This is a genomic window from Candidatus Aminicenantes bacterium (genome assembly GCA_011049425.1).
Classification (GTDB): domain Bacteria; phylum Acidobacteriota; class Aminicenantia; order UBA2199; family UBA2199; genus UBA876.
In genome coordinates this window covers 1-21,483 of record DSBM01000056.1, presented here as the reverse complement: position 1 = coordinate 21,483, position 21,483 = coordinate 1, and the positions used below count along the sequence as shown (strand labels likewise).

Sequence of the window (21,483 nt, the reverse complement as noted above, 5' to 3'; positions counted from 1 at the left end):
CCGAAGTGGTGAGCGGTGACCTGTGCCCTCTGGGTATTTGTGCCCGAAAGGGTACTCTCATGCAGCCTTATCATTTTTTCAAATATGCATAACCCCCAAACCCACACAAAATGGAAGAGAACCGAAAGTTGAAAGTGAAAAGTCGAAAGTATAAAAATCGGCTAGGGGCAAGGGGCGAACTGTTTTCCCGCCCTCAACTCCCTCAACTTCTTATCCTGCTATCTTTTTGTTGTTTTAGCGTTGAATCAATGGTATAATCCGATATGAACAAGTTGAAAACCGGAATTGAGATTTCGCCAACCCTTTTCCCGGCTTTGTGCCGGGCCCCTTTTCCCGGGATCCAAACTGAATGCGCGCAATCTTTCCAGGTCGTCAACGGGGAATATAATGAAATTTACTGAATTTGAATTGGATCAAGCCCTGCTGCAGGGCATTGAGGAAACGGGCTTTGAGGAGTGCCTGCCCGTGCAGGCGGCAACGCTGCCCGTAACTTTACAAGCCAAGGATGTCACGGTTCAGTCGCAGACGGGAACGGGAAAAACCGCCGCGTTCCTGATCACGATTTTCCAGCGCCTGCAACACGATAGCCGTGTCAAGGGAAAAAAGGCCCTGATCGTGGTTCCTACGCGTGAACTGGCGGTACAGATCGAAAAAGACGCCATGGAGATCGGCGCACGCATGAACTTTGTCATCGGCTGCTTTTACGGAGGAGTGGGATACAACCAGCAGGAAACGCTGATCCGCCGCAATGTGGACGTCATTATCGGGACTCCCGGCCGGCTTCTGGACCTGAACGGTTCCAGAAAATTGAGTTTCCGGGATGTGGCGATTCTGGTAATTGACGAGGCGGATCGCTTGTTTGACATGGGGTTTTTGCCCGATATCCGCCGCATGCTGCGACGCATGATGCCTCCCCAGCATCGTCAGACCATGCTCTTCTCCGCGACCTTGGGATACGAGGCCCGTTCCATTTCGCGTGAATTCATGAATCGGCCCGAAAGGATCGAGATCCAGCCTGAAAAGGTGACGGTGGACAAGATCACCCAGGTGATGTACCACGTGGGGCATCGCGAGAAAATGCCGCTGTTGCTGGGATTGCTTAAAAGGGATCAACCGGAAAACACGCTGATCTTTACCAACACCAAGCATATGGCGGAAAAGGTCGACTTCCACTTAAAGGCAAATGGCTATGCCAGTGAATTTTTGATGGGCGACCTGCCGCAAAAAAAACGCCTGCACATTATTGCTGAATTCAAGGCCGGCCGCATTCCCATCCTGGTGGCAACGGATGTGGCGGCGCGGGGACTGCACATCGAGGACCTGGACCTGGTGGTCAATTACGATTTACCCGGAGATTGTGAAAACTACGTGCACCGCATCGGCCGCACTGCGCGCGCGGGCAAGAGCGGCAAGGCGATTTCACTGGCTTGTGACGACTTTATATTTAACCTTGACGCCATCCAGGAGTTTATCGGCATGCGCATACCCACCGAATCCGTGAATCCCGGCCTGTTGGTGCGCAGCAAGGTCTCGGATCGTGATTTCCGTGATAAGCGCCGCGGCGGGGGAGAGAATGCTCCACGCACGGGCAGTGGTGGTAACAGGCGTTCATCCGCTCGCGGGGATTCACGAAGACCGGCTGTAAGGGGGCGCGGGCAGTCATCCGTCAACAGCACGAATTCGGCAGGAAGCCGCAACAATCCGCAGCAAAAGCGCCGCGAACCAATGGCAACATCCCGAAAAAATACCGTCACAACCAGGCGTCCAACCGATCAGTCCCCCGCAAGGGATCGGGACCGCGCTCCCAAGCGGCGGCCGCCGAATGACGCTCGAGCGGAAAAACCCCGGCGCCGGAGTGCCAGGCCGTCAACTGCTTCGCAAAAGACCGTTCCCGACGCGTCTCCTTTGCAAGTTTTGGATTCTGTAAAGCCCAATTCGACCCCGGGCCGCCTCAGTCGTTTGCTTAAGCGGTTGAGAAACAACCGGCGCGGGAATTAGCCGATTGGGTTGCGGATTGTAAGCCTGGAACTTTCCAGTTTTCTTTTTCGTATGTTTACCCATGAAGTGGTTGCCCCATGAGTTGCCGAATCCGTTTCATCAAAACACTGTGGTTGCCTGTATTTCACCCCGGCAACCACCTCAAGTAGATTCCAAGGAGGAAAAGATGAGATCCATGCAATTATCTGAAACAATCCGGCCGGCACGAACGGTCCGGACAATGCTGGTTGCGTTCGCGGCCGTGTTGTCCCTGGTTTGCGCGCCGTTGTCCGCCGCTGAAGGGCCGGACATGTTGAAACGTTTTCCCCATATTCACGGTGATACCGTGGTGTTCGTTTCCGGGGGGGACATCTGGAAAGCCCCGGTTTCCGGAGGCGAAGCGGTGCGCTTGACCCTGCACGACGGGGAAGAGCTTTACCCCCGGATCTCTCCGTGCGGCAAATGGGTCGCATTTACGGGAGAATACGACGGCAATGCCGACGTTTACGTGATGAACATCTACGGCGGAAAGATCACCCGCGTCACCTGGCACCCCGCTCATGACCAGGTATTGGGCTGGCACGCCGGCAGCGGACGCATCCTGTTCGTGTCCGGCCGCTACAGTTATTCGCGCTTTCAACGCCTTTACCTGATTAAGCCCGACGGCACCGACCTGGAGGAACTGCCCATGCCGGAAGCCGGTACCGGCAGTTTCTCACCCGATGGCGCCCACATCGCTTACAACAAGACCCGCCGCGAAGACCGCACCTGGAAGCGGTACCGCGGCGGACGGGCCCAAGAGATCTACATTTTCAATCTCCAGACCCTGGAGGAAAAAAACATCAGTGGTTTTGAGGGCACCGACCGCGCTCCCATGTGGCTCAGGGACAAGGTCTACTTTGTATCGGATCGTGACGGTGTGCTCAACATCTTTTGTTACAATACTCAGAACGGAGAGACTCAACAGGTCACGCGCCATCGCGAATATGACGTTCTCCGGCCGGGAGCGGGAGAGACGCGCATTGTTTACGAAGTCGGTGGAGATATCTGGCTCCTGGACACGGAAAACAACGAAAATCGCAAGCTGGCCATTACCATGCGTGCGGATGCGCCCGAGACCCGGCCGCTGATCCGTGATGTCGCCAGGTACATCACCGATTTCAGCCTTTCGCCGGACGGTGAATCCGCGTTGGTCACCGCCAGGGGAGAGGTGTTCAGCCTGCGCGTAAAAGACGGGGTGACCCGCAATGTCAGTCGCGACTGCGGCGCCAGGGACAAAGACGCCGTCTGGTCTCCGGACGGCAAATACCTGGCATATTTCTCTGACGCCACGGGGGAATACGAGGTGGTGGTCGAGGACGCAAAGGGCGATACAAAGGCACGTACATTGACCCGCCACCAGGATGGCTACCGCCATACTCTGCGCTGGTCTCCGGATGGAAAAAATCTCGCCTTTGCCGACAGCAGCCTGCATTGCCGCATCCTTGATGTGAACAGCCGCAAAATCATTACGGTGGACAAAGCCGAGTACGAACACGTGGATGTGTCCTTGGACCTCAAACCCATTTACGATTTCACCTGGTCGCCGGACAGCCGTTACCTGGCGTATTCCAAGATGAACAGCGAACTGGTCTACCAGTTGCACGTGTTCGATATTCAGAGTGGAAAGTCACGCTGTGTCAGTAACGGGCGCTACAACGATTTCAACCCCGTGTTTTCCGAGGACGGCAAACGCCTGTTCTTTGTGTCCAACCGTCACTTCAAACCCACTTACTGCGATTTCCAATGGGAAATGGTATACAAGGACGCGGCCGGTATCTTCAGCATCAGCCTGAAAAAGAACCTGCCCGCCCTCTTCCCTCCGAAAGGCGTCACGGCCGAACCCGTGATTCCGGTTGCCACGAAAAAGCAACCTCCCGCATGTGAAATCGAATTTGACGGCATTGCGGATCGCGTAGAGGCGTTCCCCCTGTCGGCGGGTAATTACCGCAGCCTTCACCCGGCATCCGGGCATCTTTTCTATCTGAACTCGGACAAAGGGGATTTCAACCGCTTTGAATTCCGCGGCACCGGCCCCATGGATTTAATGGCGTTCGCATTCAAAAGCGGAAAATCGGAATTGGTGACCGGGGGGATCAGCGGATACGCTATTTCCCGTGACGGCAACAAGGTGATTTTCCGCAAGGGACCAAAATTGTTTGTGGCTGCCGGTTCAGCCCGAAAGGTGAAAGGGACCCCCCTGAACCTTTCAGGCTTGCGCATGCGCCTGGATCCGCGCCGCGAGTGGCGCCAGATCTTTAACGAGGCCTGGCGCATGGAACGGGATTTTTACTACGAGCCCAACATGCACGGCCTGGACTGGCCGGCCATGCGTGAAAAATACGCCCGCTTGCTGGATCGCGCCACCTGCCGCCAGGATATCCGCTTCGTTATCGGCGAATTGATCGGCGAATTGAATACATCCCATACCTATGTCTACGGCGGGGACCGCATGCGTGAAGCCCCGCGCGTCAGCGTGGGCCTGCTGGGTGTGGATTGGGAAGCAAACACCCAAAACAGGCGTTGGCGCATTGAGCGCGTCTTAACCGTTCCGGAATGGACGGCCAACGTGGTCCCGCCCCTCAGCCATCCCGGCCTCAATGTCGGCGACGGTACGTACGTATTGGCGGTCAACGGCGAAAACGTCACTACCGCGCGCAACATTTACAGCTATTTCGTGGATTTGGCGGGCAAGCCTGTTCAGCTCACCATCAACTCCAGGCCCGATATCCAGGGCGCCCGGACCGTTACCGTTGTACCCGCCCACAACGACAGTTACCTGCGTTACGTGGACTGGGTGGAGCGCAACCGCCGCACCGTGGATCAATTATCCGGGGGAAAACTGGGCTATGTGCATTTGCCCGATACCTACAACGGTTCCGCCATGGTGTTTCCCAAATACTTTTTTACCCAGACCCGCAAAAAGGGCATCTTGGTGGACGGCCGCTTCAATGGCGGCGGGCTGGATCCCGGAGTTTTCCTGCGGCGTTTGGCCACCAATCCGCATACGTACTGGACAAGGCGCTATTCTCATGACCAGACCTCGCCGTTCTTCGCCCCCAGGGCGCACATGGCCTTGCTGACCAATCGCGAGGCCGGGTCAGGCGGTGACATGCTGCCGCGTCAATTCCGGCTCATGAACATGGGTCCCATTATCGGTACCCGCACCTGGGGAGGATTGGTGGGCGTATCCCAATTCCTGTCGTTGATTGACGGTGGCGGGCTGACCGCTCCGGATTACCGCATTTACGATCATGAAGGCAAGTGGGTGGTGGAAAATGTCGGGGTCAAGCCGGACATCGAAGTGGAGCTCGAAGCCGCCGCCATGCGCGAAGGCCGTGACAACCAGTTAATGACGGCCATCGAATACCTGATGAAAAAAGTAAAAGAAGACCCGATGACCTGGCCGGAACATGAACCCTATCCCGTGGACAAAACCCGCGGCAATTAGTTAAGTACTGTTGCAGGGGGCCGGGCATGACCCGGCCCCCCTTTTTTTCATGCGTTTGTTCTGCAGGTGCAAAAGAGCCCTTTCCCATGCCGGGCACCTGGTGCGTGTGTTCCTGTTTCAGCCGGTCTGCCCGGTTTGTAACAACCCCCTGGTTCATTTGGATGAAAACCTGTTGTGCCGGCGCTGCCTGGCTGAGCTGGTTGCCTCCGCCGATCCCGCTTGCCCGCGTTGCGCATGCCCGGTATCCAACGACGGCGGTCTTTGTGTGCAATGCATGCATGCGCCGCCGCCGTTTCTGGAAACCCGTTGCGTGGCCGCTTACGAGGGGATTTTTCGTGAAGTGATCCTGCGCTACAAATACGGCGGTGTGGTCGGCTTGGCCAAACCTTTGTCCCGTTGCCTGCCGCCGCCTGATTTTCAGAATCTTGGAGCTGAAAGCCAAATCCTGGTTACGGTTCCCGACGATCCAGGCCGCAAACGCGCTTTTTCTCCCATGCAAGAGATCGCCCGGCGCTATGCCCGGCTGCATCACATTCCGTTTCGTCCAAAAGCCCTGGCCAAGGTCCGGTCAACCCCGCCCCAAGCCGGTTTGAGCCTGTCCGCGCGCAAGCGCAACCTGGCCGGGTCCTTTCGTTGTCGTGGCAAATATGTACGGGACAGGGATGTGGTGTTAATGGATGATGTGTTTACCACGGGAAGCACCTTGAATGCCTGTGCCCGCGAATTGGGCCGCGCCGGGGCCCGGGTGCGGGTGATTGCCCTGGCGCGCACACCCTGAACACGTTGACAAACGCCTGGTGCCTGTGCTAGATTCCAACTTCCTCCGAGTCCTGTCCGCTACGGTCTTTCGTTGCAGGCTAGGCGGCCGGACCGACAGGGTGGTGCTGGAAACGGCGCCGCCTTCCAAACTTGAAAAGGAGGTTTGCCATGGTGCAACCAAAGAAGCCCCCTTTTTCCTCTATTTGATTCTTTCCATATCCATTGTCGCCCTGGCGGCGGGTACGGATGAAAAGGAAAGCAAGCCGGAACAGAAGCGGAAGCCCATTATCGAAGAGGTAGTGGTAACGGGTAAGGCCCCGGCCCAGCAACCCATTTCACGGGTATCACGGATTCCGCGTGCCACCATCGACGCGCTGATCCCCGCCCACATGGATGATGTGGTCAACTACACCACCGGGGTGTATGCCACGGACGGGAACAAGAATGAATCGCGGCTGATGATCCGCGGATTGGGGTCGAGTCGCATCACCCTCATGCTGGATGGTATCCCGGTTTATGATCCCTATTTCAACTCCTTTGATTTGAAAAGCATTTCCGCAACCAACGTGGACAGCGTGAAGGTGATCAAGGGGCGAGTTCGGTATTGTATGGCGCAAACACCCTGGGTGGTGTGTTGAACGTGGTGACGCGGCGTCCTGACCAACCGTATTTTTCTTTGAACTCCAGTTTCGGCGATAACGAAACCATGCTTATCAACGCCTCGGGCGGGGCCGCCTTCAAGCGTATCACCGTGCAGGTGGATGCCGTTCTGGACCGTTCCGATGGCTATGATGTCCGCCGCAACGGTGGACGGGTCCTGCGCCTGAACAGCGACCATGACCGCCTCAACCTCAACGGCAAGATCTATTTTTCGCCTTCGCAGAACTCGGAAATCATGGCCCAGGTGATGTTCAACCAATCTGAGTTCGGTCTTCCCGCGGCCACCGAATACCTGAAAGCCAGGATTTGGCGTTTCACGGATTGGCAGCGCCTGCAGTTGAACCTGGGAGGCACCTTTTCTTTGCTTCAGCAAGGTGTTTTGCGGGTGCGTACCTACTATGTGCGCCTCTTTAATGTGCTGGATCAGTACCGGGATTTCACCTTTGCGCAGAGGCAGTGGGAATCCACTTACAAAAATCATTCCCTGGGAGCGATCGTTTCCGGTGAATATCCGCTGTTTCAAGGGCATGATCTGAAGTTCAACCTGACTTTCAATGATAACGTCGTGCGTCAGCAGGGAGATATCGGTGACCCCTGGGAAGAATTCAACCGCGGCGTGCTGTCGCTGGGACTCGAAGACCATATCCGTCTGAATGACCGCTGGACCGTGGTGGCGGGGGTCAGCCTGGATGCCCTGTACAAGAATTCAAAAGAGAGTGAATCCCGTCTCAATCCCATTCTGGGTCTGCGTTACATGCCCCGTGAATGGCTGGCGTTTCATGCCGGCTTCGCCCACAAATCCCGTTTCCCCTCCATGAAATCACTCTATGGCTCATCAGGCAATCCGGACCTGCAGTCTGAATACGGTAACAGCATTGAAGCGGGTTTTACCCTGGATCGGAAGTGGCGCATCGAGGCGGCTGTTTTTATTAATCGTATTCAGGACATGATTCAGTCTTACCGTGGTCTGGACGGCTACCTGGTGGTAACCGCGGTTGACGGGTACCGCGTGGTTTTTGGAGCTTCCGAAGTGTTTAACCGCAACGATGGCAATGCCGTCATGCTGCTGGATGGCGGATTGTGTGAAAACAAAGGTCCCTGGGCGTTGTTTCCGGGGCCGGATTTCTTTTCCGACTGCGCCATCAGCGGGATCAACGGGATCAGAATAGAAAAGTTGGAATGAAGGAGACAGGGGGCGGGAAGGCAGGAAAAACGGCGGGGGGCGGTTCACGAACCGCCCTGTAGAACGTAGAAAGTAGAACGTAGAAAAAAGCATATTTTTACTGGTTTTGAAGTTTTTGCTTTCGACTTTAGACTTTCAACTTAGTGTTTCCCCTGGCCACTTGCCACTCGCTTCTGGTGTCCTGACACCTGATACCTGTATCCTGCCTTCTTCTTTGTTTGCTTATTGAAAACCGAGAGCTGAGGGGGTAGAATAGGCCCGATGACCACTGCCAATTTGATCACCATTACCCGCATCGTCCTCGTTCCCATCTTCCTGGTGATTCTCTTGACGGAGATGCAGAACAAGGAGATCATTGCTTTTGCCCTGTTTATCCTGGCATCCGTATCGGATGCCCTGGACGGATATTTCGCCCGCCGTTTCAACCAGATCACACCCCTGGGCAAGTTCCTGGACCCCCTGGCGGACAAACTTTTGGTCGCGGCAGCGCTGCTGGCACTGGTCTACCATCAGTACGTGGAGACCTGGGTCGCGGCCATCATCATTCTGCGGGAGATTTTGATTACCGCGTTGCGGTTTTACTCGCTGGTGCAGGAATCGGTGTTTTCGGCTTCATGGCTCGCCAAGAAAAAGACCCTGATGCAGATTATCGGCATCTCGGTACTGATCATTCACCCCAAGATGCCGAAGCCCAACTTCTTTTTCTGGGCCGGCACCATTATCCTGTATTTTGCCGTGGTGTTGACCGTGTACAGCGCGTTTGAATACGTGTTGAAGTATGCCAGACCAAATCAGGAATAATAATTGCCTTACAAGAAGTACCCGCTGATCCGTCCCGCGGGGACACGCCTGGAATCCATTCATGACCGTGTGCCGCGCATCGATCGAAGTAATTTCGCCCAATGTGTATACCCGGGATGCAGTGTAGCTGAGTTCTTTTCCGCGTTGCCCAGAACCGGTGCCGCCGTCGATCTGGGCGCCTTGGCCGGGCGCCTGCGCGCGGCACGCAACCAGGATCTCGCGGTGATCATGGGCATGGATGATGCCGCCGCCGAATCCGCTTTGCAGCCCCTGATCATCGATCTCATGGAGCGGGGATGGATATCGGCCATGGCTGTTTCCTGGAACGTGGCCGTGACCGATTTTGAAATCGCACTTACCGGTAATATCGGTCAGAAAATCGCGAAAGGCGGAGCATTTTCCGTGGCCGAAGAAACCGGGCTGCTCTTGAATGCCGGCCTGAAAGAGGGGATGCAAAGAAAGATCGGATGCGGTGAAGCCATCGGCCTGTACATGACCGAGGCCGGTTTCCCTTTTTCCTCTCTCAGCCTGCTCTATACGGCCTATAAACTAAACATTCCCGTAACCGTTCATCCCGGCGGCGGCCGGAATCCAACCCGCCTACATCCTCACCACGATTGCGCTGTTCTTGCCTCCCTGGGAGAGAAGGACTTCCTGTTTCTGGCATCGATTCTGGGCCGCATGGAAGGGGGCGGGATTTGGGTCCAGGCCGGCCATTCCGCCCTGCTGGTTGGAATCTTGCTTGAGGCCATTCATTTCTGTGCGGCAAACGGCATGCCGCTTCCGCAACTGGATGCCGGACTATTGCTGGACTCCGTGCCCTGTCGGGAAGAAGAAAACTTCATGCATGAATGCCGCGAAGCCGGTGGGTGGTGCCGCCGCATTCCCGGGGATTTGTCCCTGCTGTTACCGCTGCTGGCCGCCTTGTTGCTGAACCCGGCCGCGGAGGAGAATACGCGGGAGGAGGCATGACGGTTCATTTTTCTTGCGCGGCCCGCGGCATGATACGTATGATTCGAAAAAGGCAAAAGCCCTGTGGCGGTTGGATCACCGGGACCGTGCTGGGTCATACCTGGATTGTCGACAACCTGGTTATGTGGGATTCTAAAGAACCGCCCGGCCATGAAGAAATCGCAATCGCGGTCGATGCCTGGGAAGAAGAGCTGATCGGCGTGTTTTCCGCTTTCAAGCAGCAAGCGGATGAATCCGCTTGCTTTGCCGGCCTGATGGTCCGCATTTTTGGCCGCCACCTGGAAGCAATGGAAGGTCAAGGTTTTCCACGGCAGCCATTTACTCGAATCCAGGAGGATGGGTGATCACATGCTTGAGTTGACACCAAAGGACAAGGCATGGTTGCTGCGCCAGGCCCGGGAAACGATCGCCCGCCACCTGAAAGGCATGCCCGCCCCGGATGATCTCCCACCTTCCGAGGCGCTGAAAGCGATGAGCGGTGTGTTCGTGACATTGCACATCGGCGGGAATCTGCGGGGATGTATCGGCATGCCGCTGCCACGACAATCCGTATACGCGGGAGTCAGGGAAAACGCGATAGCGGCTGCTTTCGAAGATCCGCGTTTTCCTCCACTGAGGATTTCAGAACTTTCCAGCGTGAAGATTGAGATATCCGTTATGACGCCACCGCAAATGGTCTCGGGGCCGAATGAGGTTGTAGTGGGACGGGATGGAATCATCATCACGCGGGGAACACTTCGTGGTCTGTTGTTGCCACAGGTCCCGGTGGAACAGGGATGGTCTCGTGAACAGTTTCTCAGTTACGGTTGTTTGAAAGCGGGTCTGCCCGCGGACGCCTGGAGGCAAGGGGTTCGCATCGAGACCTTCCAGGCCTTGGTATTCGGGGAAGAAGCCCGGAAAGAAAGTGAAAAGAAGATGACAGGAAAAAATCAGTCGAAAGTATAAAACTCGGCCAATGGCAAATGGCTATTGGCGAGGGGAAGGGATCGGGAGCTTTTGTTTTGAATTTTGATCATTGGGATTTTGGATTTGTTTCGGATTTCGAATTTCGTGCTTCGAATTTGAGTTATGAATGACCCAATGACGCGAGCGGAGCGAGCAAATGACCACAATGACAATTAATAATTTTTCAACTTTCCAACTATTCAACTTTTTTTTAAGGAGTTACCATGGACCTTCAATTAAAGGATCAAGTAGCCCTGGTCACCGCGGCCTCCCGGGGCTTGGGATTTGCAGTGGCGGACGCGCTGGCAGGGGAGGGGGCGCGGGTTGTCATGTCTTCCCGTACGCAAGCGGTTGACACCGCGGCTGAACGCATTGCGCAGCGTGGTGTGTATCCACCCCTGGCCATGCAGGCGGACCTGACAAAACCCCTGGAAATCAAGCGATTGGTGGAGAAAACCCTGGACGCGTATGGACGCATTGACATCCTGTTCATCAACGCAGGCGGGCCGGATCCAGGTAACTTCATGGACCTGGATGTGTCTCAATGGGAAGCGGGAATGAAGCTGACCATTATGAGTGCCGTGCAGTTGTGCCAGGCGGTTGTGCCGGCCATGATCGAGCAACAGCAAGGAAGCATTGTGGCCTCCCAGTCGATGTCGGTTAAGCAACCGGTGGAGAACCTCACTTTGTCAAATGCGTTGCGTCCGGCCGTGGTGGGGTTGATGAAATCACTGGCCGATGAGTTGGGTCCCAGGGGCATTCGCGTAAACACGATTCACCCGGGGTGGACGCAAACAGAGCGTGTGGATCAACTGGTCAAAAACCGCAGCCAAACCAATGGTACCAATGAAAATAGAGAACGTGAGCGCATTACCCGCGCAATTCCACTGGGAAGGATGGGCACAGCAGAGGAGTTCGGCCGGGCGGCGGCATGGCTGGCGTCACCGGCGGCATCATTTATCCATGGCCAGGCGCTGGTTGTTGACGGGGGCGAAACCCGCTTCCCGCTGTGATAATCGTCTAAAATCAGGCGGAAGAGCACCATGAAAAAAGAGATTTTCAAGGATGGAATCGGATTGGCACTGGGCGGGGGCGCGGTGCTTGGAGCGGCCCATGTCGGGGTGCTCCGCGCCCTGGATGAAATGAAGATCCCGATAAAGTGCATCAGTGGAACCAGCATCGGCGCTTTTGTGGGAACACTTTACGCGGGGGGGCTTTCCTGGAAAGAGATTGAGACCATTGCGCTTGACTTGAAATGGCTGGATATTTCACGCATCCGGCCCAGCCGTTACGGATTGCTGTCAAACGAGAAACTGGGAAACATCATAAAAAAACAAATTGGTGATCTCGGTTTCGAGGACACAAAAATTCCCATGGCCATGATGGCCACGGATGTCGCAACGGGAGAGAAGGTGGTGCTGAACAGCGGTAAAATGGCAATGGCTGTCATGGCCAGTACATGTATTCCCGGCTTGTTTGCTCCCGTAGAGATCAACGGGCGGTTGCTGGTTGATGGTGGTGTTGTCGAGAACGTACCCCTGTCGCCTCTGTCCGACATGGAGGCGGAATTTGTGATCGGCGTGGACCTCAATGCCCGCAGCAAACGCAGACGTCCCGAAAATATCGTGGAAGTGCTGTTGAATACGTTTGATTTCCTCTTAATGAACGCAACCCGGCTGCAGACGCAAAAAGCAGACCTGTTGATCCAGCCGGACCTTTCCGAGTTCAGCATGGTAGATACCGACCAGGTGGCGGAACTCATCGAAGTCGGATACAGCGAAAGCCTGAAAGCCTTGAAAAACGATAAACCTAAGGCGTAAATCGAGCCTGCGGTTCTTGTTCATTTTGTGTTGAGAGGTTATAATCCTCATTATGAGCAAGTTGAAATGGATTTTGGGACTTTCTTTTCTGGCGGGCATGCTTTTGTTGCTCTCACACTGTTCGGTTTCTTCCGTCCCCATGCAGGTACTGGTTCCGGCGGAAGTGTCGATCGAACAGGCAATCGAACACGTGGGCATCATGGACCATTCCCGCAGGAATCGGCGGCGCATGGCGGATCTGACTGAAGGGTTCTTGACCCGGGAATCGATTGTCGCCGATGCGACCGCGGCCGAGTTCTGTCTGAAAGGGCTGGCGGAGAAGTTGAACGCTTCTCCCCGTTTCACTCCGGTGGTCATCTACGGAGAACAGGCCGCGGGCATCAATCTGTATGGCATGCCTCGCGACCTTCCCTGGGAAGCTGTACAGCGGATTTGCGACAGATACCGCCTGGACGCCCTGATCGTGCTGGAGCATTACGAATCGGATATATTTTTAAAACAGAGAGGCTCCAGAAAGAAAGGCGAGGATGATGAGTCCCGGCGTCATGAATTCAAACTCACCATTTCCGTGGGGTCTGGATGGAAGATATATGTCCCAGATTCACGCCGGGTCATCGACGCAGACATCTACCGGGACAGCAAGCATTGGAATGCCTCGGGGAAGAGCAGAAGAGAGGCCATGCGGCGCCTGCCGGATAAGCGCGAGGCCATCAACCAGGCTGGATACTATTCGGGAATGCGTTACGGAGAACGCATTTCGCCGACCTGGATTACACTGACCCGAACCTATTACAGCAAGGGTTGTCCTGAATTTGAAACGGCCAAGCGTTATGTCAGAAGCGGTGATTGGCAAGCGGCGGAACAACTGTGGCTCGATGTGGCCGACGGACCGGACAGGGAACTTGCCGGTAAGGCCACCTACAACCTGGCGTTCAGCGCTGAAATCCGCGGCAAATTGGAACAGGCGCTTGAGTTGGCACGAAAAGCCTATAACCGGTTCGGTAATCGCAAGGCGTTCAACTACATGGGGGAATTGCAAGCCCGAATTTTGGAGCGGCAGCGTCTTGAGGAGCAACTGGATTAGAGTTGGAAATTATAGTTCTCTTCCATTTTATGTGGGTGGAAGTCAATTAAAAAAAAGGGGAAAGCTGCAGGGGAGTACCCTCGCGGGCATAAATACCCAGAGGGCATAAGTCACCGCTCACCACTTCGGTCCAGGACCATTGCGGTACTTGTAGAAGGTAGAAAAAAGCATTAAAAGGTTTATTGCTTTTCGATTTCGACTTTCAACTTTTCACTTGTATTCCCTCTCCAACTCTCTAACTTTTCAACTCTCCAACTTTAATTATCCAAAAATCCGTATTTACATACTTACAAGCACCGTCCCCAGTTCACGCGAAAGTTGAAAACAAGGGCTTCTGCCAGCATATATTGTGATGGGGAGGGAGGATGCCATGATTGATGAACAACTGGTTCACATTGTAGAGTCCCGTGCTGAAGCTATTGCCGGGCAGTGGGCAAAAGAGATCCGTGCCAGTCGCTACACCCCCACGTACAGCCGTTTCTCTCACGCAGAGTTGACGGAAAGAAGTCGCCGGGTTTACGAAAACCTCGGTAACTGGCTGGACATGGATACCGGCAGCGATGAAATCGGCCGCGAATATGCCCAATTGGGTCGCACCCGTTACATGGAAGGGTTCCCCCTCAGCGAGATCCTGTACGGATTGCATATCACCAAAAAAGTGGTCTGGCGCCATATCATGTCTTCCGGATTGTTGAATTCAGCCCTGGAGATCTATCGCGCCCTGGATTTGATCGTGCGCTTGTTCCACTTCTATGACCTGGCCGCTTTTTTTATCGCACGGGGTTATCAGGATGCGTTGTACCTGGCGCTGAAAAGGGAGTCCCGGGATACGAGCCTAAGTCTGGAAGAGGTCTTGCGCGGAGAGATGCCGGTCGAACCCCTGATCACAAGTCAACAGGCTACGGCGCGGAGTTGGTTGGAGAGCTGGAACCTGTTCAAAACCCGTTGATTGACGGCTGTCACTGACTCGAATAATGTGAATTTCCCTTTTGAGCTGACCGCGGTTTGTGGTACAATCCGGACTGATATCGGGGTGTAGCGCAGCCTGGTAGCGCGCACGGTTCGGGTCCGTGAGGTCGGAGGTTCGAATCCTCTCACCCCGATTTTTATCTAAAGTACTCTATTTTAAGTCCGGCAGGTTCTGATAAATCTCTTTGCGATGGCCGATTCTGACCACAAGAACCCAGATTTCTTTTTCATTGAATACATACAAAACGCGATAATCGCTTACTCGAAAACTCCATAAAGTTCCGTCGCGACTCTTCAGCGGTTTCCCCGCTTTACGTGGATCAGGCAACAACTTTGTTCTGATATCTTTAAGGATCCGGGCCGCAGCTTCTTTGCCGATATGCCGAAAGTCCTTTTTGACGCTTTCCTTGAATAGCAATTTGAACATCTTGTGTTCACAAGGAGGCATTGAGGGCGTTCTAAATATCCCAGCCCAGGTCATTCAAGAATTCTTTTTCTGAAAGAACCTTGTCAGCGGAATTTTTTAATCGATCAATGGCTATTTGATAATCGGCCCAGGTGCTTAGATACATCTCGATCGCTTCCCGGACAATGGCTCCCCGCTTGCGATTCCGTTGTTCTGCGACGGCATCGAGATCTTTGTACATATCCAAAGGTAAACGCGCCGTAATGACCTTATCTTTGATTGAATCCATTCTTTTTTTTCGCAACAAGTATACATCGTAAACAATGTAATGTCAACAGAAAGAAGTTGAGGGGGGAAAAGAATGTAGGGGAACCCGGAGTGTGTGTAGGATCAACTTTCCAACTTTATTTGCGGCATCATCGCCTCGAGTATCTGCTTCAGTGTTTTTAGATTTCGCACCGCTTGCCCCTTGTAGTGGTTGTTGCCGGAAATAAAGACCGGCGACCCGGAGCGGGAGTGGGTGCGTACAGCTGCGCAGGCGATTTCTCTTAATTCAGCGGCGGAATAGTCGTAATCATAACGCGCGTCTCGGCCGGAACCCGAGAACCATTCCGCGGCGTTGCGGCCGTGAAGGCGGAGATATTCCACACCTGATCCCGTGGACAGGCTGGTTAACGGCAGGGAACGGGAGAGACGTGGCTGATCGATGTTGGTCCAGCACAATCGGCGGTTTCGCAAAAAAGCCAATGTGGAATCGCGGTTCCAGGTGCGGTGGCGAAATTCAACCGCAATGGGAATATCACGAAAAAAATCCCGCAAACGGTCGACCCGGTCGAGGTTTGCGTCTGTGCAGTGAAAGGAATAGGGGTATTGGGCCAGGATGCCTGCCAGTTTGCCGGCTTCGCGCAAGGGCTGGATGGCTGCGGTGAATGCTTTGCTCTGTAGTTCATCCGAACTGTTCTCATGTGTAAAGGCGCGATTGAGCTTGACCCAGAACTGAAAAGCGCTCACGTCCCGGATTTGTTGCACCCAGCCTTGGGTGAGGCGTGGAGAGGGGATGCGGTAAAAGGTAGTGTTTATTTCAACGAAATCGAAAATTTCGGCCAGGAAACGCAAAGCGGAAAACCCCGGCGGCTGGGGATGGGGATAAACCGTACCCTGCCAGTCCGCATAACTCCAACCCGCGGTTCCCAGGCGGAAAAGAATGCGTGGGTCCGGCATTTTCAGGGCTGATGGTTGTCTGCTACAGCAGGAAGGGAGTCCAGGATCTCTTCCTGGAGACGCTCCATTTCGCCGCTGTCGATTTCATGGTCAAATCCGGCCAGGTGAAGCAGGCCGTGGATTAAGAGCAACTGCAGTTCGCGTGAAACCGAGTGTCCGGCTTTTCGGGCTTGTTCCCGGGCCAGGGGAAGGCAGATAAAGATGTCTCCGCAATAATAACCATCGGGAAGCTCTTCCTGAATGGGGAAGCTGAGCACATCCGTGGGCGCGTTGATTCCCCGGTGACGCTGGTTCAACTCACGCGCTTCTTTGTCCGTACCGATAAGTACAGTGACGTCGCCGCGCAAACGCAGGCGGGAAACCGTCCGATCCGCAGCGGCTTGCAAACTGCTCAAGCATGCCGAACCGGTGTTGTCATTTATCTGAATCATTTTCTTTGGTGTCGGTGAAATCAAAACCCGGGTAGGCCACGCGCCTGTGGTAAATGGAAGAAAGCTTTTTGTAAAAACTCGTGGCAATGGTATTCAGGGCGTAAAACGTCAATCCCCGGCATTCATCAAACTGGTTCTCTTCCACGTTGGAAGTCACTATCTGGCGGATAACATTGCGGATCTCCTCGTCAGTGGGTGAAGAAAGGGTCTTGGATGCCGCTTCCACCTGGTCGGCCAGCATGATGATGGCGTTCTCAATGTTATGGGGTTTGCGTCCCGGATAGCGAAAAAGGCCGGAATCAATTTCGTTCGTGTCCACATTGGCGTCATTCTGGGCTTTTTCATAGAAATAGTGGACGGTTTTTGTACCGTGGTGTTGCATGATAGCATCGCGTAAGGGTTGGGGCAGTTTCAGTTTGCGGGCTTCTTCCATGCCGTCTGACAGGTGGGCGATGATCATTTTGGCGCTTTCCAGTGGAGACAGCTTTTCGTGGGGATCGGGGTAGATGGTATGATTTTCCGTAAAGAACTGGGGGTTGCCGATCTTGCCGATATCGTGGTACAACGCCATGGCGGTTAACAACAAGGGGGATAGTTTCAGTTCAGGCGCGCAGGACTCGGCCATTGACGCCACCATTTGCGAATGATGGTAGGTGCCGGGGGCGTTTTCCAGCATCTGGCGGAAGATGGGAAGGTTCAGGTTGGTTAATTCAATGAGTTTCAAGTCCGTGACCAGTTTGAACATGATCTCCCATAATGGAATAATGAAGTTGGCCAGAATGGGGGAAAGCAGGGCGGAAAGCGTTCCCATTCCCAGATGCGCAAGTATCAGGCCCGAGTCCGGGTTGTCGGAGCGGGTCAGGTCCATGAGCAGGATCAGGAAAAGGTTTGCGGGCAGCAACCAGAATATGGCCACTTTCAGGATGGGCGATCTTTTCAAGCGCTGATAGTATTCAATTCCAAAAGATACAGCCAGATTGCCTAGAAGGATGTACAGGCTGATCTGAAAGTTCCATCCCGCCACAATGGCTCCGGCCAGCGCATTGGCGAATGAAAACACAACCGCGCTTTGCAGATTAAAGATAAATGCAATGATCAGGGCGCCGGTGCCGAAGGGGATGGCAAATAGAATCCCTTGCTGATCGATTCCGGACAGAATGCTGAGATTCTTGGCCACCAGGGGAAGCAGAAAAATGGACATGCGGTAGATCCCCGCAATCACGGCCAGGGTCACGATCATGACCAGGGGCAGTTTTTCATCGTTTAAAGTAGATACTTCCGGGATATGGAAAAAGCGCATCAGAAAGTAAAGCAGCATGCCCATGACCACCAGGATCATAATGAAATCGGGCAGGTGCTGCCTCCGGCTCTGGACTTCTCGCGAAATCAGGCGAATCAGGCGCATATCTGTGCTGGTGACTTCGTCCCCCTTGCGCAGAATCACCTTGCCGGTTTTGAGTCGGATCATAACGGAGTTCACCGCGTCGGCGGCGGCTTCGCGGGCGGTGTTGGTCAGGCTGGGCGAGTAGGAGAGGTTGACGTCCACAAATTCCATCAACAGGGGCGTTACCAGACGGATCTGGGCGCTGGTCAAGGTCTGGTTGCGCAGGAAACGTTCAAGGGTGGCGCGCACATCCTTGAGGTCGTAGAGGGCATCCACCTTGAGGATTCGCGGTTCTTCGCCTTCCCGCAATCGCTGAATGGCGCCGTCCGCACCTTTGACTGCCCCCAGTTTGGACGCGATAATACCTGTTTCGCGTAAAGATTGCAGCAGATCCATCAGTTGATTCAAGTCAATACGCGTAAATGCCGTGGAGCGCAGCACCGCTTCCGCGTCCCGGGCGGACAAATCCACGCCAAAGCGTTTTCGCATCTCGTTTTGAATCGCCTCAAGAGACTGGTTGTCCTGGATAAAGCGGCGTCGGGCCTGTCGCATGTACTCAAACCAGTCGTTTACGCTCGGGCGGGGAGTAGCGGCGGATGGAGAGTAGGCTTCGTAAACCGGAGCGACCGCCTGCCGGGCTTTCTGCATTTTTTCCCGGGTACTGAAATCGTCCTGAAGCGTAATGTCGCTGGGCACGATGATGTTCTCTCTGGCGATATCACCGACTTCCAGATCCGCATCGATTTCCGGTGTGCTTCCGGGCAGGTAAAGAAAATATGCAATCATTAAGAGCAAAATGACAAAGATAATCCAGAATGTTCGATTGCTTCCCCGGGGAGGTTCAACGCGGCTGCGGATGGATGAGCTTGAGAATGTCAAGGGAACTTTCATTGGCTGTTGGTCTGATCGTAAGCATCGATGATGCGCCGGACCAGGGGGTGGCGCACCACGTCGCGGGCTGTCAGGGTGGTAATGCGGATACCCTGAATATGGTTCAGAATTTTGATGGCACGAAAAATTCCCGATTTCCTGGGGTCGGCCAGATCAATCTGCGATATATCCGCGGTAACCACCACCCTGGAATTGGCGCCGAAACGAGTCAGGAACATCTTCATCTGCGATGAAAGCGTGTTCTGGCCTTCATCAAGAATGACAAAAGCGTTGTTGATGGTTCTGCCACGCATGTAGGCCAGGGGCGCAATTTCAATGATCTCACGGTCGATGAGGTCGGCGGTTTTCTCAAAACCGATCAGGTCGTATAAAGCGTCATACAGGGGACGGAAATAGGGATTGACTTTCTGCTGAATATCTCCGGGAAGGAAACCCAGTTTCTCGCCGGCTTCAACCACCGGCCGGGTCAATACAATGCGGTCCACGTCGCGGGCAAACAGGCTCTGCAGGGCGGCGGCGATGGCCAGGTAGGTTTTGCCTGTGCCCGCGGGACCAATGCCGAAGGTAAGCGTGTTCTCCTGCATGGCCTCGAGGTAGCGTTTCTGGTTGAGTGTGCGTGGAAAGACTTCGCGGCCGTTCAAGCGCAAACTGACCGGAGTCAGCATCTCTTTTTCCAGAGAATCCAGGCGCCCGCTCTGGGCCATATTCAGCGACAGTTCAAATTCACGGCGCGTCAAACCCCCGGATTCCCGAGATGTCGAAAAAAGCTTTTCGACATAATCCCGGAATCGGTTGCGGTTCACCTTGGGACCGTTGAACATGAGTTTGGTCCCGCGGATGGAAAGGTGGATCTGAAAAGCCGTTTCCAGGTCTTTCGAGTGTTTTTCGAATAACTTTAGAACGGCGGGATCCAGGCTTTCAGGTGTTGTGAGTTCATCCATGATCATTAAGCAAAAAGTCTGGCCATTATAGCCCTGCAAAACACAGAAGTCAACTCCGCAGTTCCTTGCCTGTGGACCGGCAAAGCCTTGACAATAGCGTGTATAGTGCGGTATAAGTGGCTTTTCGTGAACGCTGGAATCTGTGCGTTGCATATATCGTTGGACGACCGGGTCCGGTTGTCCGGAATCCGACAGGCAGTGAAGCGAGTGGTTGCAGGTGCATTGCAGGCACGAGGGGTAGGTGATGTACGAACCGTTTAAAGAGAGTTTTTCCAAGGAAGTTAACCAGATCCGTAAGGCCGGTTTATTCAAAGAAGAGCGAATTATTCTTTCCGATCAGCAGGCCGGGATCCGGGTTCAATACCCATCCGGAGTTGAGCCGCGGGACGTGCTCAATTTCTGCGCCAACAACTACCTGGGATTTGCCAATCATCCCGGCATGATCGAGGCGGCCAAGAACGCCCTGGACCATTATGGATTCGGCCTGGCCTCCGTACGCTTTATATGTGGTACCCAGGATCTTCATACCCGCCTGGAGAAAAAGATCAGCGATTTTCATGGTACGGAAGATGCCATTTTGTATTCTTCCTGTTTTGACGCCAACGGCGGTTTGTTTGAAACTATTCTCGGTCCCAAAGACGCCGTAATCAGTGACTCGCTCAACCATGCCAGCATTATCGACGGCATCCGCTTGTCTAAGGCGCGGCGCTTTGTATACCCCCATTTTTTTTGGTCCCAATGGTCGAGGCGCCGCCGAATACTGTGGTGTGCTATCGCAAATCGACATTATCACCTCCACTTTGGGCAAAGCCATGGGCGGGGCATCCGGCGGTTTTACTACCGGACACAAAGAGATCATCGCCCTGTTGCGTCAGAAATCCCGGCCCTACCAGTTTTCCAACACCCTGGCGCCGGCCATTGTAAATGCCGCTATCGTGGCGTTTGGCCTTTTGGAATCCGGTAAAAATCTGCGACGCTGCCTGATGGAGAATACCGCGCGCTTTCGGGCCGCCATGGAAGATATGGGGTTTGATGTCAGCACCGGTATCCACCCGATTGTGCCCATTCTTTTCCGGCGCCATGAAAACGACGCCGTCATGGCCCAGAAATTCGCGCGCAAACTCTACGAAAACGGTGTTTATGCGGTGGGTTTCTTTTTTCCGGTAGTTCCCCGCGGGCAGGCCCGCATCCGGGTTCAGATTTCAGCGGCCCATACCAAAGAACATATTGACAAAGCCATCGAGGCGTTTCGCGTAACAGGCAAAGAACTCGGAGTTATATAGGTTTAGGGGAAAGTGGGAGAGTTCAAAATTATGGATCTATTACGTTTTGTGTGGGTAAATACACATTGGTAATTGGTAAGCGGTTGTGAGTATGAGTACCCGCAGGGCATAAAGCATAAGCGAACGCAAACGTAGGTTCCGGGGACCCATGTTCTGAGACAGGATGGTCGGCTGAGGGGTACTCCCCGAAGACGAAAGATGGCCTCGGAAACATCCCGAACATCCACCATGGCCATCTTAAGCCGTCGAAGAACACCGAAGTGGTG

The 21,483-nt window shown here is 54.3% G+C and carries 19 protein-coding genes, 1 tRNA gene, 1 pseudogene and 1 riboswitch; of the genes and pseudogenes, 15 read left to right on the top strand and 6 right to left on the bottom strand.

Features of this window, described 5'->3' with window-relative positions; translation table 11 throughout:
• Positions 1-387: 387 nt before the first annotated feature.
• The 14 genes from ENN40_04250 (at position 388) to ENN40_04185 (ending at position 14,794) form a co-directional block, all read left to right on the top strand.
• The gene (locus ENN40_04250; GenBank protein HDP94556.1) at positions 388-1,998 is read left to right on the top strand and encodes a DEAD/DEAH box helicase; all 1,611 of its coding nucleotides are present in this window, start codon (positions 388-390) and stop codon (positions 1,996-1,998) included.
• A gap of 61 nt (positions 1,999-2,059) precedes the next feature.
• On the top strand, positions 2,060-5,467 hold the full coding sequence (locus tag ENN40_04245; GenBank protein HDP94555.1) for a peptidase S41: 3,408 nt from the start codon (positions 2,060-2,062) through the stop codon (positions 5,465-5,467).
• Positions 5,468-5,516: 49 nt separating this feature from the next.
• Entirely contained in the window at positions 5,517-6,245 is a 729-nt protein-coding gene (locus ENN40_04240; GenBank protein ID HDP94554.1) for a ComF family protein, read from the top strand.
• 31 nt (positions 6,246-6,276) lie between these two features.
• Positions 6,277-6,403, top strand: a riboswitch (molybdenum cofactor riboswitch).
• 26 nt (positions 6,404-6,429) lie between these two features.
• A complete protein-coding gene (locus tag ENN40_04235; protein HDP94553.1) occupies positions 6,430-6,864 on the top strand; it encodes a Plug domain-containing protein in 435 nt (144 codons plus the stop codon).
• Positions 6,831-8,069, top strand: a complete 1,239-nt coding sequence (locus ENN40_04230) for a TonB-dependent receptor (protein HDP94552.1) — start codon at positions 6,831-6,833, stop codon at positions 8,067-8,069. The genes ENN40_04235 and ENN40_04230 overlap by 34 nt, the downstream gene beginning before the upstream one ends.
• 261 nt (positions 8,070-8,330) lie before the next feature.
• The gene (pgsA, locus tag ENN40_04225; protein HDP94551.1) at positions 8,331-8,870 is read left to right on the top strand and encodes a CDP-diacylglycerol--glycerol-3-phosphate 3-phosphatidyltransferase; all 540 of its coding nucleotides are present in this window, start codon (positions 8,331-8,333) and stop codon (positions 8,868-8,870) included.
• Positions 8,871-8,873: 3 nt separating this feature from the next.
• On the top strand, positions 8,874-9,842 hold the full coding sequence (locus ENN40_04220) for a hypothetical protein (protein ID HDP94550.1): 969 nt from the start codon (positions 8,874-8,876) through the stop codon (positions 9,840-9,842).
• Positions 9,839-10,186: a hypothetical protein gene (locus ENN40_04215; GenBank protein ID HDP94549.1), complete on the top strand. Its 348-nt coding sequence runs from the start codon at positions 9,839-9,841 to the stop codon at positions 10,184-10,186. The genes ENN40_04220 and ENN40_04215 overlap by 4 nt, the downstream gene beginning before the upstream one ends.
• Positions 10,179-10,787: an AmmeMemoRadiSam system protein A gene (amrA, locus tag ENN40_04210; GenBank protein HDP94548.1), complete on the top strand. Its 609-nt coding sequence runs from the start codon at positions 10,179-10,181 to the stop codon at positions 10,785-10,787. The genes ENN40_04215 and amrA overlap by 8 nt, the downstream gene beginning before the upstream one ends.
• 224 nt (positions 10,788-11,011) lie before the next feature.
• The gene (locus ENN40_04205) at positions 11,012-11,800 is read left to right on the top strand and encodes an SDR family oxidoreductase (protein ID HDP94547.1); all 789 of its coding nucleotides are present in this window, start codon (positions 11,012-11,014) and stop codon (positions 11,798-11,800) included.
• Between the two features lie 30 nt (positions 11,801-11,830).
• Complete coding sequence (locus ENN40_04200) at positions 11,831-12,607, top strand: patatin (protein HDP94546.1); 777 nt, start codon at positions 11,831-11,833, stop codon at positions 12,605-12,607.
• 52 nt (positions 12,608-12,659) lie between these two features.
• Positions 12,660-13,691: a tetratricopeptide repeat protein gene (locus ENN40_04195; GenBank protein ID HDP94545.1), complete on the top strand. Its 1,032-nt coding sequence runs from the start codon at positions 12,660-12,662 to the stop codon at positions 13,689-13,691.
• 352 nt (positions 13,692-14,043) lie between these two features.
• The gene (locus tag ENN40_04190) at positions 14,044-14,640 is read left to right on the top strand and encodes a hypothetical protein (GenBank protein HDP94544.1); all 597 of its coding nucleotides are present in this window, start codon (positions 14,044-14,046) and stop codon (positions 14,638-14,640) included.
• 80 nt (positions 14,641-14,720) lie between these two features.
• Positions 14,721-14,794, top strand: a tRNA-Pro gene (locus tag ENN40_04185).
• Positions 14,795-14,811: 17 nt separating this feature from the next.
• Here ENN40_04185 and ENN40_04180 read toward each other — a convergent pair.
• From ENN40_04180 to ENN40_04155, 6 genes are all read right to left on the bottom strand, one after another.
• Positions 14,812-15,141 carry a type II toxin-antitoxin system RelE/ParE family toxin gene (locus tag ENN40_04180; GenBank protein HDP94543.1) on the bottom strand — a complete coding sequence of 110 codons (330 nt, stop codon included), beginning with the start codon at positions 15,139-15,141 and terminating at the stop codon, positions 14,812-14,814.
• The gene (locus ENN40_04175) at positions 15,119-15,355 is read right to left on the bottom strand and encodes a ribbon-helix-helix protein, CopG family (GenBank protein ID HDP94542.1); all 237 of its coding nucleotides are present in this window, start codon (positions 15,353-15,355) and stop codon (positions 15,119-15,121) included. Before ENN40_04175 ends, ENN40_04180 begins: the two co-directional genes overlap by 23 nt.
• A 101-nt stretch (positions 15,356-15,456) precedes the next feature.
• A complete protein-coding gene (locus ENN40_04170; protein ID HDP94541.1) occupies positions 15,457-16,287 on the bottom strand; it encodes a DUF72 domain-containing protein in 831 nt (276 codons plus the stop codon).
• A gap of 2 nt (positions 16,288-16,289) precedes the next feature.
• Complete coding sequence (gene ybeY, locus ENN40_04165) at positions 16,290-16,718, bottom strand: rRNA maturation RNase YbeY (GenBank protein ID HDP94540.1); 429 nt, start codon at positions 16,716-16,718, stop codon at positions 16,290-16,292.
• On the bottom strand, positions 16,702-18,993 hold the full coding sequence (locus ENN40_04160) for an HDIG domain-containing protein (GenBank protein HDP94539.1): 2,292 nt from the start codon (positions 18,991-18,993) through the stop codon (positions 16,702-16,704). Before ENN40_04160 ends, ybeY begins: the two co-directional genes overlap by 17 nt.
• A complete protein-coding gene (locus tag ENN40_04155; GenBank protein HDP94538.1) occupies positions 18,990-19,934 on the bottom strand; it encodes a PhoH family protein in 945 nt (314 codons plus the stop codon). Before ENN40_04155 ends, ENN40_04160 begins: the two co-directional genes overlap by 4 nt.
• A 244-nt stretch (positions 19,935-20,178) precedes the next feature.
• On the opposite strand from ENN40_04155, the pseudogene ENN40_04150 reads away from it, so the two are divergent.
• Positions 20,179-21,217 (top strand): annotated as a pseudogene (locus ENN40_04150) (aminotransferase class I/II-fold pyridoxal phosphate-dependent enzyme).
• Positions 21,218-21,483: the final 266 nt, after the last annotated feature.

Bases quoted from the DNA above. Each gene is read 5' to 3' on its own strand.
- ENN40_04250 (HDP94556.1), top strand. From the start codon at position 388: ATGAAATTTACTGAATTTGAATTGGATCAAGCCCTGCTGCAGGGCATT.
- ENN40_04245 (HDP94555.1), top strand. From the start codon at position 2,060: ATGAAGTGGTTGCCCCATGAGTTGCCGAATCCGTTTCATCAAAACACT.
- ENN40_04240 (HDP94554.1), top strand. From the start codon at position 5,517: ATGCGTTTGTTCTGCAGGTGCAAAAGAGCCCTTTCCCATGCCGGGCAC.
- pgsA (HDP94551.1), top strand. From the start codon at position 8,331: ATGACCACTGCCAATTTGATCACCATTACCCGCATCGTCCTCGTTCCC.
- ENN40_04215 (HDP94549.1), top strand. From the start codon at position 9,839: ATGACGGTTCATTTTTCTTGCGCGGCCCGCGGCATGATACGTATGATT.
- amrA (HDP94548.1), top strand. From the start codon at position 10,179: ATGGGTGATCACATGCTTGAGTTGACACCAAAGGACAAGGCATGGTTG.
- ENN40_04205 (HDP94547.1), top strand. From the start codon at position 11,012: ATGGACCTTCAATTAAAGGATCAAGTAGCCCTGGTCACCGCGGCCTCC.
- ENN40_04200 (HDP94546.1), top strand. From the start codon at position 11,831: ATGAAAAAAGAGATTTTCAAGGATGGAATCGGATTGGCACTGGGCGGG.
- ENN40_04195 (HDP94545.1), top strand. From the start codon at position 12,660: ATGAGCAAGTTGAAATGGATTTTGGGACTTTCTTTTCTGGCGGGCATG.
- ENN40_04190 (HDP94544.1), top strand. From the start codon at position 14,044: ATGGGGAGGGAGGATGCCATGATTGATGAACAACTGGTTCACATTGTA.
- ENN40_04180 (HDP94543.1), bottom strand. From the start codon at position 15,141: ATGACCTGGGCTGGGATATTTAGAACGCCCTCAATGCCTCCTTGTGAA.
- ENN40_04175 (HDP94542.1), bottom strand. From the start codon at position 15,355: ATGGATTCAATCAAAGATAAGGTCATTACGGCGCGTTTACCTTTGGAT.
- ENN40_04170 (HDP94541.1), bottom strand. From the start codon at position 16,287: ATGCCGGACCCACGCATTCTTTTCCGCCTGGGAACCGCGGGTTGGAGT.
- ybeY (HDP94540.1), bottom strand. From the start codon at position 16,718: ATGATTCAGATAAATGACAACACCGGTTCGGCATGCTTGAGCAGTTTG.
- ENN40_04160 (HDP94539.1), bottom strand. From the start codon at position 18,993: ATGAAAGTTCCCTTGACATTCTCAAGCTCATCCATCCGCAGCCGCGTT.
- ENN40_04155 (HDP94538.1), bottom strand. From the start codon at position 19,934: ATGGATGAACTCACAACACCTGAAAGCCTGGATCCCGCCGTTCTAAAG.